The 16,207-nt window shown below is 61.1% G+C and carries 12 protein-coding genes; 7 read left to right on the top strand and 5 right to left on the bottom strand.

Translation table 11 applies throughout. The features are described 5' to 3' along the window. The first annotated feature begins 194 nt into the window (after window positions 1-194). The 6 genes from M0814_RS23850 (at window position 195) to M0814_RS23825 (ending at window position 9,899) form a co-directional block, all read left to right on the top strand. Entirely contained in the window at window positions 195-1,535 is a 1,341-nt protein-coding gene (locus M0814_RS23850; RefSeq protein WP_003227663.1) for an imelysin family protein, read from the top strand. Window positions 1,536-1,851: 316 nt separating this feature from the next. Next, window positions 1,852-3,279 (top strand): di-heme oxidoredictase family protein, encoded by a 1,428-nt coding sequence (locus M0814_RS23845; RefSeq protein ID WP_103484871.1) that lies wholly within the window; start codon window positions 1,852-1,854, stop codon window positions 3,277-3,279. A gap of 26 nt (window positions 3,280-3,305) precedes the next feature. Then, window positions 3,306-4,370, top strand: a complete 1,065-nt coding sequence (locus tag M0814_RS23840; RefSeq protein ID WP_103484872.1) for an imelysin family protein — start codon at window positions 3,306-3,308, stop codon at window positions 4,368-4,370. Window positions 4,371-4,384: 14 nt separating this feature from the next. Next, a complete protein-coding gene (locus M0814_RS23835; protein WP_103484873.1) occupies window positions 4,385-5,485 on the top strand; it encodes a DUF1513 domain-containing protein in 1,101 nt (366 codons plus the stop codon). 225 nt (window positions 5,486-5,710) lie between these two features. Further along, window positions 5,711-6,859 carry an efflux RND transporter periplasmic adaptor subunit gene (locus tag M0814_RS23830; protein WP_103484874.1) on the top strand — a complete coding sequence of 383 codons (1,149 nt, stop codon included), beginning with the start codon at window positions 5,711-5,713 and terminating at the stop codon, window positions 6,857-6,859. Between the two features lie 13 nt (window positions 6,860-6,872). Next, window positions 6,873-9,899 (top strand): multidrug efflux RND transporter permease subunit, encoded by a 3,027-nt coding sequence (locus M0814_RS23825; protein WP_103484875.1) that lies wholly within the window; start codon window positions 6,873-6,875, stop codon window positions 9,897-9,899. Between the two features lie 230 nt (window positions 9,900-10,129). On the opposite strand, the gene M0814_RS23820 is transcribed toward M0814_RS23825, so the two are convergent. The 5 genes from M0814_RS23820 to colR all read right to left on the bottom strand — a co-directional run bounded on the left by M0814_RS23820 (window position 10,130) and on the right by colR (window position 13,999). Beyond that, window positions 10,130-10,357, bottom strand: coding sequence for a hypothetical protein (locus tag M0814_RS23820; RefSeq protein ID WP_045122612.1), 228 nt, complete (start codon window positions 10,355-10,357; stop codon window positions 10,130-10,132). Between the two features lie 2 nt (window positions 10,358-10,359). Continuing rightward, window positions 10,360-11,073 carry a lipopolysaccharide kinase InaA family protein gene (locus tag M0814_RS23815; protein WP_103484876.1) on the bottom strand — a complete coding sequence of 238 codons (714 nt, stop codon included), beginning with the start codon at window positions 11,071-11,073 and terminating at the stop codon, window positions 10,360-10,362. A gap of 4 nt (window positions 11,074-11,077) precedes the next feature. Beyond that, window positions 11,078-11,746, bottom strand: a complete 669-nt coding sequence (locus tag M0814_RS23810) for a class I SAM-dependent methyltransferase (RefSeq protein ID WP_045122613.1) — start codon at window positions 11,744-11,746, stop codon at window positions 11,078-11,080. Window positions 11,747-12,051: 305 nt separating this feature from the next. Continuing rightward, window positions 12,052-13,326, bottom strand: a complete 1,275-nt coding sequence (locus M0814_RS23805; protein WP_103484877.1) for a HAMP domain-containing sensor histidine kinase — start codon at window positions 13,324-13,326, stop codon at window positions 12,052-12,054. Further along, complete coding sequence (gene colR, locus M0814_RS23800) at window positions 13,316-13,999, bottom strand: two-component system response regulator ColR (protein ID WP_003227680.1); 684 nt, start codon at window positions 13,997-13,999, stop codon at window positions 13,316-13,318. Before colR ends, M0814_RS23805 begins: the two co-directional genes overlap by 11 nt. A 202-nt stretch (window positions 14,000-14,201) precedes the next feature. Here colR and M0814_RS23795 point away from each other — a divergent pair, with 202 nt between their 5' ends. Further along, a complete protein-coding gene (locus M0814_RS23795) occupies window positions 14,202-16,151 on the top strand; it encodes an LTA synthase family protein (RefSeq protein ID WP_103484878.1) in 1,950 nt (649 codons plus the stop codon). The last annotated feature ends 56 nt before the right edge of the window (window positions 16,152-16,207 follow it).

Below are 16,207 nucleotides of genomic sequence, written 5' to 3'. Positions count from 1 at the left end.
GGGAGCGCATTCCCCTGTAGGAGCTGTCGAGTGAAACGAGGCTGCGATCTTTTGATCTGCGCCATCACACCGGCGTAAACAAGAAATATTTCCAGCCACAGCCCTTTACACATAATGCGAAAGATTTGCATTATGTCGCAGCTTTGCGCACCCCCGCGCCCTGTCCATTCAATTACCGAAGCAGGATGTTCGCCATGATTCGTATGCCTCTGGCTACCGCCAGTCTGCTGGCCATCGCTATTTCCCTCGCCGGTTGCGGCGAAGGCAAAGACAAGGCTGCCGCTGCGGCCACGCCGACTCCAGCCGCCAGCACCGCTGCCGCTGCTCCTGCCGCAGCCGGGAAAGTCGACGAAGCCGCCGCCAAGGCTGTGGTCGCGCACTACGCCGACATGGTCTTCGCCGTCTACAGCGATGCCGAATCCACCGCGAAAACCCTGCAGACCGCCGTAGACGCCTTCCTCGCCAAGCCGAATGCCGAGACGCTGAAAGCCGCCCGTGAAGCGTGGATCGCCGCACGCGTACCTTACCTGCAGAGCGAAGTATTCCGCTTCGGCAACACCATCATCGACGACTGGGAAGGTCAGGTGAACGCCTGGCCTCTGGACGAAGGCCTGATCGACTACGTCGACAAATCCTACGAGCACGCACTGGGTAACCCGGGTGCCAACGCCAATATCATCGCCAACACTGAAGTCCAGGTCGGCGAAGACAAGGTCGATGTCAAAGACATCACCCCGGAAAAACTCGCCAGCCTGAACGAGCTGGGCGGTTCCGAAGCCAACGTCGCCACCGGCTACCACGCGATCGAATTCCTGCTCTGGGGCCAGGACCTGAACGGCACCGGCCCGGGCGCCGGCAACCGTCCTGCTTCCGACTACCTGGAAGGCGCGGGCGCCACCGGCGGTCACAACGATCGTCGTCGTGCATACCTCAAAGCGGTGACCCAACTGCTGGTCAGCGATCTGGAAGAAATGGTCGGTAACTGGAAGCCGAACGTGGCTGACAACTACCGCGCCACCCTGGAAGCCGAGCCTGCCGAAACCGGCCTGCGCAAAATGCTGTTCGGCATGGGCAGTCTGTCGCTGGGTGAACTGGCGGGCGAGCGCATGAAGGTGTCCCTGGAAGCCAACTCCCCGGAAGACGAACAGGATTGCTTCAGCGACAACACCCACAACTCGCACTTCTACGATGCCAAAGGCATTCGTAACGTGTACCTGGGCGAATACACCCGCACCGACGGCACCAAAATGACCGGTGCCAGCCTGTCGTCGCTGGTGGCCAAGGCCGACCCGGCTGCCGACAACGCGCTGAAAGCCGATCTGGCCGCTACCGAAGCCAAGATCCAGGTCATGGTCGATCACGCCAACAAGGGTGAGCACTACGATCAGTTGATCGCTGCGGGCAACACCGCTGGCAACCAGATCGTGCGTGACGCCATCGCTGCGCTGGTCAAGCAGACCGGTTCGATCGAAGCCGCTGCCGGCAAGCTGGGCATCAGCGACCTGAACCCGGACAACGCTGATCACGAGTTCTGATCAACGCTGGCTGCACAAGAAGGCGACCTCCGGGTCGCCTTTTTCATGCCTGCCATGCACAAAACCCTGCTCCATGGTGTGTTCGATATCAGGTACACCACCAATCCCTGTGGGAGCGAGCCTGCTCGCGAAGGCGTCATCGGGTACAACATCGTCAGCGCGGCGGACACCGCTTTCGCGAGCAGGCTCGCTCCCACAGGGTTTGCATGAGCTTCAAGGCTTGCCCCATATCAAGCAAACGATAATTCCTCTTATTCAAACTCACTCGCCCTGTTAGACTTTGCGCCTTTGTTTTCGCCCGTCCGCAGGATGTCTGATGCCCTCGCTGCCGCTTCGCTTGTCCGCACTGTTTCTGGCCCTGGGCCTGAGTGCCTGCGATGACGCCCCGCGTTTTACCAAGGCTGAGCCCGGTGAAGCGCGTTCGGGTGGGGCGGCGACCGTGCGCAAGACCGATCAGAACGCTTTCTCCCTGCCCTCGGCCAACCTGCCGCCGTCGCGCCGGGTCGACTTCAGTGTCGGCAACAGCTTTTTCCGCAGTCCGTGGGTGATCGCCCCGTCGACCACCACCGCCCGCGATGGCCTCGGCCCGCTGTTCAACACCAACGCCTGCCAGAACTGCCACATCAAGGATGGTCGTGGACATCCGCCAACGCCGGATGCGGCGAACGCGGTGTCGATGCTGGTGCGTCTGTCGATTCCCGATTCGCCGGCCTATGCCAAAGTCATCGAGCAAGTCGGCGTGGTGCCCGAGCCGGTCTACGGCGGCCAGTTCCAGGACATGGCCGTGCCCGGGGTCACGCCCGAAGGCAAGGTGCGTGTCGAGTACACCCCGGTGCCGATCCGTTTCAAGGACGGCACCGAAGTGGAGCTGCGCAAACCGGTTCTGCAATTCACTCAGTTGGGCTACGGCCCAATGCACCCGGACACGCGTTTCTCGGCCCGGGTCGCGCCGCCGATGATCGGCCTCGGCCTGCTCGAGGCGATCCCGGAGGAAGCGATCCTCGCCAACGCCGCCGCGCAAGCCAAAGAGAACAACGGCATTAATGGTCGGGCGAATCGGGTCTGGGATGACGCGCAGCAAAAGACCGTCATGGGTCGCTTCGGCTGGAAAGCCGGGCAACCGAATCTCAATCAGCAGAATGTCCACGCGTTCTCCGGAGACATGGGCCTCACGACCAGCCTGAGGCCCTTCGATGACTGCACCGACGCGCAAACCGCGTGCAAACAGGCACCCAACGGCAATGGTCCGGACGGCGAGCCGGAAGTCAGCGACAACATCCTCCGTCTGGTGCTGTTCTACACGCGCAACCTCGCAGTGCCGGCGCGCCGTGGCGTCAACGACGAACAAGTGCTGGCCGGCAAGAACCTGTTTTTCCAGGCCGGTTGCCAGTCCTGCCACACGCCGAAATACACCACCGCCGCCAACGCCGCCGAACCTGAACTGGCCAATCAAGTGATTCGCCCGTACAGCGATCTGCTGCTGCACGACATGGGCGACGGTCTGGCCGACAACCGTACGGAATTCCAGGCCTCCGGCCGCGACTGGCGCACCCCGCCGTTGTGGGGCATCGGCCTGACGCAGGCGGTCAGTGGTCACACTCAGTTTCTGCATGACGGCCGCGCCCGCAATCTGCTCGAAGCCGTGCTCTGGCATGGCGGCGAAGCGCAGAAGGCGCAGCAACAGGTTTTGTCTTTCAACGCCGAGCAGCGTGCCGCGCTGCTGGCGTTCTTGAACTCACTTTAAACACTTAAAAGAATCGGGAGCCCGACATGTTCCGTCCCAAGTTGTTGTTCACCAGCCTTGCCGCACTCGCCCTCGGCGCCTGCTCGCCGCAGGACCCGCAAGCGGTCACGTCGGCGGCCATCGCCAAATCGGTGATCCTGCCGACCTACACCCGTTGGGTCGAAGCCGACAAGCAACTGGCGGTCAGCGCCCTCGCCTACTGCCAGGGCAAGGAAACCCTGGAAACCGCCCGCGCCGACTTCCTGCACGCGCAGAAAGCCTGGGCCGAGCTGCAACCGCTGCTGATCGGCCCATTGGCCGAGGGCAACCGTTCGTGGCAGGTGCAGTTCTGGCCGGACAAGAAAAACCTCGTCGGCCGTCAGGTCGAGCAACTGGTCGTCGCCCAGCCGCAAATCGACGCCGCCGCCCTGGCCAAATCCAGCGTCGTGGTGCAAGGTCTGTCGGCTTACGAATACATCCTGTTCGACGAAAAGCCAGACGTCGCCAACGCTGATCAAAAGGCCAAATACTGCCCGCTGCTGATCGCCATCGGCGAGCGTCAGAAGCAACTGGCCGAAGAGATTCTGCAGAGCTGGAACAACACCGACGGCATGCTCGCGCAGATGAGCAAATTCCCTAACCAGCGCTACGCCGACTCTCACGAAGCGATCGCCGATCTGCTGCGTGTGCAGGTCACCGCACTCGACACCCTGAAGAAAAAACTCGGTACGCCGATGGGCCGTCAGAGCAAGGGCGTGCCGCAGCCGTTCCAGGCTGATGCGTGGCGCAGCCAGTCGTCGCTGACCGCGCTGGAGGCCAGTCTGGCCGCGGCCAAAACCGTCTGGGAAGGCGTCGACAACAAAGGCCTGCGCGGTCTGTTGCCGGCCGAGCAGAAGCCGTTGGCGGACAAGATCGACGCCGCCTACGCCGCGTCGCTGAAACTGTTTGACAGCACCCAGCGCTCGCTGACCGAAATGCTGCAGGACGACGCCGGTCGTCAGCAACTCAACGATCTCTACGACAGCCTCAACGTCGTCCATCGCCTGCACGAAGGCGAACTGGCCAAGGCGCTGGGCATCCAACTGGGCTTCAACGCCAACGACGGTGACTGATGAGGGCAAGTGCCATGCTGCGACGCCAGGCTCTGACTTTAGGTAGTTTGCTGCTGGGAGCAGTGACACTGGGCGGCTGGACGCTGTTCAAGCGCAAGGATCAGAGCCCGCTGTTGCTCTCGGCGCGCGATGACACCGACGGCAAGCATTACGCCGTCGGTTATCGGCTGGACGGTACTCGGGTGTTCGCCACCGAAGTCGGCCAGCGCTGCCACGACATCATCAACCACCCGACGCTGCCGATCGCGCTGTTCGTCGCCCGCCGCCCGGGCACCGAGAGCTACCTGATCGATCTGCGCGACGGGACGTTGCTGCAAACCGTGACCTCGCAGCCGAACCGGCATTTCTACGGTCACGCCGTAGTGCACAAGGACGGAGAATACCTGTACGCCACCGAGAACGACACCACTGATCCGGGGCGTGGCCTGCTCGGGGTGTACAAGTTCGAAGGCGAGCGACTGGTGCACAGCGGCGAGATTTCCACCCATGGTCTCGGCCCGCATCAAGTGTCGTGGATGCCCGATGGCGAAACCCTGGTGGTGGCCAACGGCGGGATTCGGACCGAGGCCGAAAGCCGCGTCGACATGAACCTCAACGCCATGGAACCGAGCCTGGTGCTGATGCAGCGCGACGGCACCCTGCTGAGCAAGGAAACCCTTGCGCAGCAGATGAACAGCGTGCGTCACCTGGGTATCGCCAGCGACGGCACCATTGTCGCCGGCCAGCAGTTCATGGGCGCTTCGCATGAGCGTTCCGAGCTGTTGGCGATCAAGCGTCCGGGCCAGCCCTTCGTGGCGTTCCCGGTGCCGGAGCATCAGTTGCAGTCGATGGGTCACTACACCGCCAGCGTCGCGGTGCACAGCGAACTGCGTCTGGTGGCGTTGACGGCACCGCGTGGCAACCGCTTCTTCATCTGGGATCTGGACAGCGGCGAAGTGCGTCTCGACGCGCCGCTGCCCGATTGCGCCGGCGTCGGTGCGGTGAAGGACGGTTTCGTCGTGACCTCGGGCCAGGGCCGTTGCCGTTACTACGATTGCCGCCAGGATCAACTGCAGGCCAAGCCGCTGGAATTGCCGGCAGGGCTCTGGGATAACCATCTGCACTTGATGGCCTGAATCAACGCGGTAACTGTGGCGAGGGAGCTTGCTCCCGCTGGGGCGCGAAGCGGCCCCGCTTTTTAACTCAAAAGCATGGGACTGCTGCGCAGTCCAGCGGGAGCAAGCTCCCTCGCCACAGGGGTTTTATTCGTCCTCACTGTAATAACTGCCAGTTGGAATACCCACCTCACTCGGAGTAATGTTCCCGCCTGTCTCACCTGATTTATCCAAGGAACTGGAAATATGCTGCGTCGCCGCATGCTGATCATGTTGGGTGTTGTCTTGCTGGTCGTCCTGGTATTGGGCGGGTACAAAGCCTTTTCGATCTACACCATGATCCAGGGCTTTGCCAAACCGAAACCGCCGATCAGCGTTGCCGTGGGCCGCGCCACCGAACAGCCGTGGCAGATGCGTCTGCCGACCGTCGGCACGCTCAAGGCGCTGCAAGGCGTCGAGCTGAGCCTGGAAGTCGCCGGCACGGTCACCGAGATCAAGTTCGAATCCGGGCAGAAGGTCAAGGCCGGGCAACCGTTGCTGCAACTCGACAGCGCGGTCGAAACCGCCCTGCTGGAAACCGCCAAGGCCGATCTGGGCCTGGCGCAACTGGATTTCGGCCGCGGCAGCCAATTGGTCGACAGCCGCGCGATCTCCAAGGGCGAATACGACCGGCTCTCCGCCGTGTTGCAAAAGAACAAGGCCACGGTCAATCAGCTCAACGCCTCGCTGGCGAAAAAACGCATCCTCGCGCCATTCAGCGGCACCATCGGCATCCGTCAGGTCGATGTCGGCGACTACCTCGCCAGCGGCACCAAAATCGCCACCCTTCAGGACCTGAGCAGCCTCTACGCCGACTTCTATGTACCGGAGCAATCGGTGCCGAAACTGGCCATCGGTCAACCGGTGCAGATCGGCGTCGCGGCCTATCCCGGGCAGAACTTCCCCGGCGCCATCAGCGCGATCAACCCGATCGTCGAGAGCAGCACGCGCAATATTCTGGTGCGCGCGACCCTGGCCAACCCCGACGGCAAGTTGCTGCCGGGCATGTTCGCCAGCCTCAACGTGTTGCTGCCCGACCCGCAGAAACACATCGTCGTGCCGGAAAGCGCGATCACCTACACCCTCTACGGCAACTCGCTGTACGTGGTCGGGCAACAGAAAGCCGAGGACGGCAGCGTGGTCAAAGACGACAAGGGCCAGCCGGTGCTGATCGCCGAGCGCCGTTTCATCGAGACCGGCGAGCGTCGTGATGGTTTGGTGATGATCAACAAGGGCGTGCAGAGCGGCGAACAAGTGGTGACCGCCGGCCAGATCAAACTGGACAACGGTGCACACATTGCCATCAGCGACGACAAGACCCTCGGCGAGCAGAACAGTCCGCCTCGCGTCGACTGATCAAGGAATCCCCATGGCTTTTACCGATCCGTTCATCCGCCGCCCGGTGCTCGCCACCGTGGTCAGCCTGCTGATTGTGCTGCTGGGTTTCCAGGCCTGGAGCAAGCTGCCGCTGCGCCAATACCCGCAAATGGAAAACGCCCTGATCACGGTGACCACCGCCTACCCCGGGGCCAACGCCGAGACCATTCAGGGCTACATCACCCAACCGATGCAGCAGAGCCTCGCCAGCGCCGAGGGCATCGACTACATGACCTCGGTCAGTCGCCAGAACTTCTCGGTGATCTCGATCTACGCGCGCATCGGTTCCAACACCGACCGTTTGTTCACCGAACTGCTGGCCAAGGCCAACGAGGTGAAGAACAAGCTGCCACAGGACGCCGAAGACCCGGTGCTAAGCAAGGAATCGGCCGACGCCTCGGCGCTGATGTACATCAGCTTCTTCAGCAAGGAACTGAGTAACCCGCAAATCACCGACTACCTGTCGCGGGTGATCCAGCCCAAACTGGCGACCCTGCCGGGCATGGCCGAAGCGGAGATTCTCGGCAATCAGGTCTTCGCCATGCGCCTGTGGCTCGACCCGGTGAAGCTCGCCGGTTTCGGCCTCAGTGCCAGCGACGTGACCAACGCGGTGCGCCAGTACAACTTCCTCTCCGCCGCCGGCGAGGTGAAGGGCGAGTACGTGGTCACCAGCATCAACGCCAACACCGAACTGAAATCCGCCGAGGCCTTCGCGGCGATTCCACTCAAGGTCAATGGCGACAGCCGCGTGCTGCTCAGCGATGTGGCGCGGGTTGAGATGGGCGCGGAAAACTACGATTCGATCAGTTCGTTCGGCGGCACGCCCTCGGTGTACATCGGCATCAAGGCCACGCCCGGGGCAAACCCGCTGGACGTGATCAAAGAAGTGCGCAAGCTGATGCCGGAGCTGGAAGCGCAGTTGCCGCCCAACCTCAAAAGCGAGATTGCCTACGACGCCACCCAGTTCATTCAGGCCTCGATCGACGAAGTGGTGAAAACCCTGTTCGAAGCGGTGCTGATCGTGATCGTGGTGGTGTTCCTGTTCCTCGGCGCGTTGCGCTCGGTGGTGATCCCGGTGGTGACCATCCCGCTGTCGATGATCGGCGTGATGTTCTTCATGCAGATGATGGGTTACTCGATCAACCTCTTGACGCTGCTGGCGATGGTGCTGGCCATCGGTCTGGTGGTGGATGACGCGATTGTCGTGGTGGAGAACATCCACCGGCATATCGAGGAAGGCAAGACGCCGCTGGAGGCTGCACTGGAAGGCGCACGGGAAATCGCCATGCCGGTGGTGTCAATGACCATCACCCTGGCGGCGGTGTATGCACCGATCGGTTTCCTCACCGGACTGACCGGGGCGCTGTTCAAGGAGTTCGCCTTGACCCTGGCGGGCGCCGTGGTGATTTCCGGGGTCGTTGCCCTGACCCTGTCGCCGATGATGTGCGCCCTGCTGTTGCGCTACGAAGAAAACCCCAGTGGCCTGGCACACCGTCTCGACCGCATCTTCGACAGACTCAAGCGCCGCTACCAAAGCATGCTCCACGGCACACTGAATACGCGGCCGGTGGTGCTGGTGTTCGCCGTGATCGTGCTATGCCTGATCCCGGTGTTTCTCAAGTTCACCAAGTCGGAACTGGCGCCGGATGAGGATCAGGGCATCATTTTCATGATGGCCAACGCCCCGCAGCCGACCAACCTCGATTACCTGAGCACTTACACCGACGAGTTCATCAAGATCTTCAAGGAGTTTCCGGAGTACTACTCCTCGTTCCAGATCAACGGCTACAACGGCGTACAAGCGGGCATCGGCGGCTTCCTGCTCAAGCCCTGGAACGAGCGCAGCCGCACCCAGATGCAGATCCTGCCCGAGGTGCAAGGCAAACTGGCGAGTATCCCCGGCCTGCAGATTTTCGGCTTCAACCTGCCGTCCCTGCCCGGCACCGGTGAAGGCTTGCCGTTCGTATTCGTGGTCAATACCGCCAATGACTACGAGGTACTGCTGCAAGTGGCTGACCGGATCAAGAAACGCGCGATGGAGTCGGGCAAGTTCGCCTTCGTCGACCTCGATCTGGCGTTCGACAAACCGGAAGTGGTGGTCGATATCGACCGTGCCAAAGCCGCGCAGATGGGCGTGTCGATGCAGGATCTGGGCGGCACCCTGGCGACGCTGCTGGGCGAGGCGGAAATCAACCGTTTCACCATCGAAGGCCGCAGTTACAAGGTGATTGCCCAGGTCGAGCGGCCGTACCGCGAAAACCCCGGCTGGCTGAACAATTACTACGTGAAAAATACCCAGGGCGAGCTGCTGCCGCTGTCGACCCTGATCAAGGTCAGCGACCGGGCGCGACCGCGCCAGCTCAACCAGTTCCAGCAACTCAACGCCGCGAAAATCTCCGGATTCCCGCTGGTCAGCATGGGCGAGGCCATTGACACCGTGCTGCAGATCGCCCGGGAAGAAGCACCGGCCGGTTTTTCCTTCGACTATGGCGGCGCTTCACGCCAGTACGTGCAAGAAGGCAGCGCCCTGTGGGTAACTTTCGCCCTGGCGCTGGCGATCATTTTCCTGGTGCTGGCGGCGCAGTTCGAGAGCTTCCGTGATCCATTGGTGATTCTGGTGACGGTGCCGCTGTCGATCTGCGGTGCGCTGATTCCGCTGTTCCTTGGCTGGTCTAGCATGAACATCTACACCCAGGTCGGGCTGGTGACGCTGATCGGGCTGATCAGCAAGCACGGAATACTGATCGTTGAGTTCGCCAACCAGTTGCGCAAGGACAAAGGCCTGACTGCGCGCGAAGCGGTCGAGGAAGCCGCGGCGATTCGTTTGCGCCCGGTATTGATGACCACGGCGGCGATGGTGTTCGGCATGGTGCCATTGATTCTGGCGACCGGTGCGGGCGCAGTGAGCCGGTTCGATATCGGGATGGTGATTGCCACAGGGATGTCGATCGGCACCCTGTTTACCCTGTTTGTGCTGCCGTGCATCTACACCCTATTGGCGAAACCCGATCCGAAATAACAGCGATTTACCCTTGTGGGAGCGGGCTTGCTCGCGAAAGCGTCAGGTCAGTCAACAGCAATGCTGAATGTGCCGGCCCCTTCGTGAGCAAGCCCACTCCCACCCTTGATCGCGGCCAGCCACAGACTTTTCATCCATCGACGATCCCAAGGGAATGGTCTGATCCCTGGAAGACGCGCAATAAAAAAGGCCTCGCATCGGCGAGGCCTTTCATTTGGGCTTCAATCGGTTCAACTCTGTGGCCTCATCCCTTGCGAAAGTCCGAACATGAATAACAACAGATCATGGTCAGGTTTTGTCGCCACGGAGGCTTTCGCCACCCGTGGTACTGCGCAGTGAGCATCACTCGTAGTGGCACTTATCACCTGCATGCGTGGCTGCTCCCAGGCAGCCACCGCCAATGACGCAACTGCCAAGGCCCCAACCAGAAACAAACCTCGTGCAATTTCGAGTTTCATCGCTATAAACCTTTGATAGCGCTGCCAAACGCCGTCTCATAAAAGTAGACGAGTTTTTTCCAGTCCGTATCGCTGAACGACGAATGGCGACGCAATTGCTTCATGTCATGGGAGGCGGCGCGATAAGCGGTCAGACGCTGACGGCATTTCTCCAGATCGATCAATGCCACCTCGACCTGAGCCGAATCGCGCTCACCGGTCACTCGTACAAAAACGTGTTTGATGTAGATGCAGCTGTGCTGCCAGCGGCCCTTGTGCATGCGCGCAAGGTTTTCTGCCAGGTCTTTAAGAACGCGCTCGTAAACGGCTTCGCCATATTGGGCTCGGCCGCCGGCGGCTTCCCACTTTTCGAGTTCGTCGAAACCGTCCAGCGACTTGGTCACCAGCAGCGCACGCCACTTGTGTTGCGGATCGGGCTGCGCGCCGCAGAAGACGATTTGCGGGACGCGTACACCGAGGCGGCTGACGCCGGTCAGGGCATCCAGCTCTCGCAAGACTGTCGGGCGGCCGAAAGGATGCAGCCAACTGCGATAGATATGTCCGGTCTGGCGCTTGGCATACAGTAACTGGCCGTCACGGCCCACGACTCGTTGCACACCACTTTCCCCGCCACGGCGCACGTTGGGTTCTTCCACCCATTCACCGCGCTGGTTCCAGTAGTAGTCGAAGCGATCCTGGGGAGCGACTTCCGTTTCTGCTGCTATTTGCACCGCCATCCTGTTACCTCTTGCGTAATACGTAAACCCGCCACATGGCATAGAGCGGAATAAAATCCAGTTGTTCCTGAATGCGAAAACCTGCGGCTTCGAATTCCTTTTCCACTGTCACAGCCGGTAACACAAATCGATTCTGGTAACCTTCCTGCCCACGCCGCTGTTCGGCGCGTTTGCGTTTCCAGGACTTGAAATTGCCGTCCACCCACAACGAAATGATCACGCTGTCACGGGTGACGCGCTCGAATTCGCGCAAAATCGTCCGCCGATGTTCGGCTTCACCGATGTGATGCAACAAACGCATGCAGAAAATGCTGTCGACGGCGTTATCAGGCAAGGCAATGTCGAACGCTGACGTGTGCAAAGGTTGTACCCGTTTGACCACATCAGCCGGTTGCGCCTGCATCGCAGTCTTGATCATAGACTCGGAATTGTCCGCGCCAATGATCACTCGATTGGGTTTTTCCGCCAGCAACGGCCAGAAGCGTCCTGCACCGCAGGGCAGATCAAGCACCAACCCCGGTTCACCGGCCAGTGTCAGCGCCTTGCGGGCCAACTGCTCGTCCCGCCAGTGAGACAACCGACGACCGAGACCGTCCTGGTGCTTGCGCAAATATTTTTGAGCATGCTGGTCATCATACTTTTCGGAAAAATCGAGCTTGATCGGACTGCTCATCATCGGGACTCCTGAATGACTGATGCCCCTACCTTAGGTAGTGGCGTGTCAGCGTCAGGTCGTCCCTTTGTGAAAATTACGTCAGGTAAACAGGCAATCTATTACAGGGTTTTACACGGGGAAAGCAATAGCGCGGGGCCATCAGCTGAATCCGGCGGCCACTGATGATTCAATACTGCCGTTCAATCCCCTTCGCGAGCAGGCTCGCTCCCACCTTTGTACCGCAGATATCTGTGGGAGCGAGCCTGCTCGCGAAGGCGTCATCAAATAACAGCGCTCAGGGCGCGGCCGCTTGGGTTTGGGGTTCAACGCTGCCCCAGCGTCACCTCAAAGCGACAGCCATTGGGCTGCATGGTGCTCAGCGTCACCTCCCAGCCCTGGTTTTCACAGATCCGCTGCACCAGCGACAAGCCCAGGCCCAGGCCTTCGCCACGCTTCTCATTGCCGCGCACGAATGGCTGGAACATGGCTTCACGTTTTTCCTCGGGAATGCCGACGCCCGAGTCTTCGACGACGAAGCCGTTGTCGTTGAGCGTCAGGCGGATGAATCCGTGCTCGGTGTAGTGACAGGCATTGCGCAGCAAGTTACCCATGACGGCGCTGAGCAAAGTCGCGTTGAAGCGGGTGTCCGGCGGATTGCCCGGTTCAAATATCAGCTGCAGCCCTTTCGACTCGATCGGTTCACGCCAGATCCCCAACAAGCCGTCGGCCACCTGGCTGAGATTCTGCTGCGGCGCGGAACCGGCGTCTTCGCGCTGGGCACGGGCGAGCATCAGGAAGGTCTGCACCAGCTCGCGCATTTCTTCGCTGGCGCGGGCGATGCGCTCGACCTGGGCGCGGCCGCGCTGATCCAGCCCCGGGTTTTCCAGCAGCAGTTCGCAGGAACTGGCCAGCACCATCAACGGGGTGCGCAGTTCGTGACTGACGTCGCTGGTAAACAGCCGCTCGCGCGTCAGCGCCTGACGCAGACGCCCGAGCGTGGCATCGAACGCCACGGCCAGCTCGCCGACTTCATCAGCCGCATAGTCCGGTGCCAGCGGCGGCGCCAGACCGAGCAGCTGATCGCGATGCCGTACTTGTCGTGCCAGGCGCACCACCGGCGCCATGACTTTGCGCGCCAGCACCCAGCCGAGGAATACGGCCAGCGCCAGACTGAGCACAAAGCCCACCAGCACCACAGCGAACAGCACGCGTTCACGCTCTTCGAAATCGCTCTGATCCTGCAGCAGGACATAACGACGACCGTCGACGATCTCGACCATCGCGTGATACGACAGCTGCTCGCGGAACACTTCGTGGAAGCCCGCATCGAGGTGGCGCAGATCCTTGGGCAGTTCGAAATCACCCGGTCCGCCGCTGAAATAGAACAACTGATCGGGCTCGGGGCGATGGCTCCAGTCCGAGACGTTGTCCATCAGCAGCAGACGTTGCAGGTCGCCGCCCAGCCCTGCCGAAATCAGTTTCTCCTCCACCAGGTGCACCGTCGCCACAATGCCCATGGCGAAGGCCCCGGCCACCAGCGCACTCATCAGCGCAAAGGCGATGATGATCCGCTGGGAAAGGCTTTGCTTAAACTCCATCACGCCCCTCGGCCAAGCGGTAACCCACACCGTGCACGGTTTGCAGCAACGGTTTGGCGAATGGCTTGTCGATCACCTGACGCAATTGGTGGACGTGGCTGCGCAGGCTGTCGCTGTCCGGGCAGTCATCACCCCACAGCGCTTCCTCAAGAATTTCCCGGCGCAGGACGTGCGGACTCTTCTGCATCAATACCGCCAGCAGTTTCAGGCCGACCGGGTTGAGTTTGAGCAGCTTGCCATCGCGGGTCACTTCCAGCGTGTCGAGGTCGTAGCTCAGGTCACCGACCTGCAGCGCACGGCGTCCGCCGCCCTGGGTGCGACGCATCACCGCTTCGATGCGTGCCGCCAGTTCCGACAGCGCAAACGGTTTGACCAGATAATCGTCGGCCCCGGACTTGAAGCCCTGCAGGCGGTCGTCCAGTTGATCGCGGGCGGTGAGCATGATCACCGGCGTGTCGCGTCGGGCATCTTCACGCAGGCGCTTGCACAGGGTGTAGCCGTCGATCCCGGGCAACATGATGTCGAGCACGATCAGATCGTAATGCTCGGTGGCCGCCAGGTGCAGGCCCGACAAGCCGTCCTGGGCGCAATCGACGGTATAGCCTTTGAGCCCCAGGTAATCGGCCAGGTTGGCCAGGATATCGCGGTTGTCTTCAACCAATAAAATTCGCATGGGCAGCTCCTCCGCACACAGTAACGGCCGTCTCGGCCCGGCAGCTTAAGGCCAACGCCGGCTCAGGGCTAGGGCCGGTCCTTATGGATATCGGTTTTTCAAGCCAAATTAATTACTTAACAAAGTTTTCACTATCGGTTCACAACCTGATTACAGTAGCGCCGTGAAACTCCCGCGCCATTGATATAAGGAAAACTAGACAATGGACCCTTTCAAGACGGCGCCCATGCGCTTTCTGCTGTTGATCACCGGCGCCTGGCTGGTCATTTTTCTCCTGACTCGAGCGGTACTGCTGCTGACTCACCTGGATGAGGCTGGCGGTTTTGCCCTTTCCGCATTCGGCATAGGCGCGCTTTATGACCTGGGGTTTCTCGCCTACGCCGCGCTGCCGATGGGCTTGTACCTGCTGCTCTGCCCGCCGGGCCTGTGGCGTCGTCGTGGACATCGCGGGTTCCTGCGCGCCCTGCTGACCATCAGCCTGTTCGCCATGCTGTTCGTGGCGGTGGCCGAATGGCTGTTCTGGGACGAGTTCGGCGTGCGTTTCAACTTCATCGCCGTCGATTACCTGGTGTATTCCGACGAAGTGCTGAACAACGTCCTCGAGTCGTACCCGATCGGCAAACTGCTGAGCCTCCTCGCGGTGCTGGCCGTGGTGATCAGCTTTGCCCTGCGCAAGCCGTTCAATGCCGCCATGAATGCCCCGTTGCCAGCGCTGCGCGGCCGTCTGCTCAGCGCATTGGGCCTGTTGATCGTCGCGGGCCTGAGCCTGCAACTGCTCAGCCAGGACGCCCCGCGTGCCCAGGGCGGCAACGCCTACCAAAACGAACTGGCCAGCAATGGCCCGTATCAGTTCTTCGCCGCGTTCCGTAACAATGAACTGGACTACACCCAGTTCTACAAGAGCCTGCCGGCGGAAAAAGTCGCCAGCCAGATCCGTGCCGAGCTGAGTGAAAGCGACGCGCGTTTCATCGGCAAGGACCCGCAGGACATCCGCCGGGTGATCGACAACCCGGGCACCCCGCGCAAGCCGAACATTGTGCTGGTGACCATCGAAAGCCTCAGCGCCAAGTACCTGGGCAGCAATGGCGACGGTCGCAACCTGACGCCCAACCTCGACGCCTTGCGCAAGCAGAGCCTGTACTTCAATAACTTCTACGCCACCGGTACCCGCACCGACCGAGGTCTGGAAGCGATCACCCTGGCCATCCCGCCGACGCCGGGTCGCTCGATCGTCAAGCGCATCGGCCGCGAAAGCGGTTTCGCCAGCCTTGGCCAGCAACTGAGCGCGGTGGGTTACGACAGCGTGTTCGTCTATGGCGGACGCGGCTACTTCGACAACATGAACGCGTTCTTCAGCGGCAACGGCTATCGCGTCGTCGACCAGAGCAGCGTCGATGAAGCCGAGATCCACTTCAAGAACGCCTGGGGCATGGCCGACGAAGACCTGTATCGCCAGACGTTGAAACTGGCGGACGCCGACTACGCCAAGCAACAGCCGTTTTTGCTGCAACTGATGACCACGTCCAACCATCGTCCTTACACCTACCCGGACAACCGGATCGACATCAAGTCCGGTAACGGCCGCGATGGCGCGGTGAAGTACACCGACTACGCCATCGGCCAATTCCTCGAGCAGGCGCGGCAGAAGCCGTGGTTCGACAACACCATCTTCATTTTCGTCGCCGACCACACCGCGGGCAGCGCCGGTAAAGAAGACCTGCCGATCAGCAACTATCAGATCCCGCTGTTCATCTATGCGCCGAAAATGATCGAAGCTCGCGAGAGCGCACAACTGGCCAGCCAGATCGACCTCGCTCCGACGCTGCTGGGCCTGCTGAACCTGGATTACACCTCGACGTTCTTCGGCCGCAACCTGTTGCAGGACAACCCGCTGCCACCGCGCGTGGTGGTCGGTAACTATCAGCATCTGGGTCTGTTCGATGGCAAGGATCTGGCGATCCTCAGTCCGCGCCAGGGCCTGCGCCGGCATGATGATGCGCTGACCGAGAGCCGTGAATCGCGAGTTACCAGCGACGATCCGCTGGTCAGCCGGGCAATTGCGTATTACCAGGGGGCCAGTTATGGCTTCAAACAGCAGTTGTTGAGCTGGAAGCCTGCGAAGGACAGCACTGTCCAGGTCAGCGAACAGTAACCGTCAATAGAAACGCCCCGGGCTGATGCACCGGGGCGTTTTTTTTGCACGACCGG

The organism is Pseudomonas sp. MWU12-2020 (assembly GCF_023100605.1).
Lineage (GTDB): Bacteria > Pseudomonadota > Gammaproteobacteria > Pseudomonadales > Pseudomonadaceae > Aquipseudomonas > Aquipseudomonas fluorescens_H.
This window is presented reverse-complemented; position numbering and strand designations above follow the sequence as displayed.

What these genes read in the sequence shown, in the direction of transcription:
- M0814_RS23795 (WP_103484878.1), top strand. Translation starts at nt 14,202, where the DNA reads ATGGACCCTTTCAAGACGGCGCCCATGCGCTTTCTGCTGTTGATCACC.
- M0814_RS23850 (WP_003227663.1), top strand. Translation starts at nt 195, where the DNA reads ATGATTCGTATGCCTCTGGCTACCGCCAGTCTGCTGGCCATCGCTATT.
- M0814_RS23835 (WP_103484873.1), top strand. Translation starts at nt 4,385, where the DNA reads ATGCTGCGACGCCAGGCTCTGACTTTAGGTAGTTTGCTGCTGGGAGCA.
- M0814_RS23805 (WP_103484877.1), bottom strand. Translation starts at nt 13,326, where the DNA reads ATGGAGTTTAAGCAAAGCCTTTCCCAGCGGATCATCATCGCCTTTGCG.
- colR (WP_003227680.1), bottom strand. Translation starts at nt 13,999, where the DNA reads ATGCGAATTTTATTGGTTGAAGACAACCGCGATATCCTGGCCAACCTG.
- M0814_RS23810 (WP_045122613.1), bottom strand. Translation starts at nt 11,746, where the DNA reads ATGAGCAGTCCGATCAAGCTCGATTTTTCCGAAAAGTATGATGACCAG.
- M0814_RS23815 (WP_103484876.1), bottom strand. Translation starts at nt 11,073, where the DNA reads ATGGCGGTGCAAATAGCAGCAGAAACGGAAGTCGCTCCCCAGGATCGC.
- M0814_RS23825 (WP_103484875.1), top strand. Translation starts at nt 6,873, where the DNA reads ATGGCTTTTACCGATCCGTTCATCCGCCGCCCGGTGCTCGCCACCGTG.
- M0814_RS23840 (WP_103484872.1), top strand. Translation starts at nt 3,306, where the DNA reads ATGTTCCGTCCCAAGTTGTTGTTCACCAGCCTTGCCGCACTCGCCCTC.
- M0814_RS23830 (WP_103484874.1), top strand. Translation starts at nt 5,711, where the DNA reads ATGCTGCGTCGCCGCATGCTGATCATGTTGGGTGTTGTCTTGCTGGTC.
- M0814_RS23845 (WP_103484871.1), top strand. Translation starts at nt 1,852, where the DNA reads ATGCCCTCGCTGCCGCTTCGCTTGTCCGCACTGTTTCTGGCCCTGGGC.
- M0814_RS23820 (WP_045122612.1), bottom strand. Translation starts at nt 10,357, where the DNA reads ATGAAACTCGAAATTGCACGAGGTTTGTTTCTGGTTGGGGCCTTGGCA.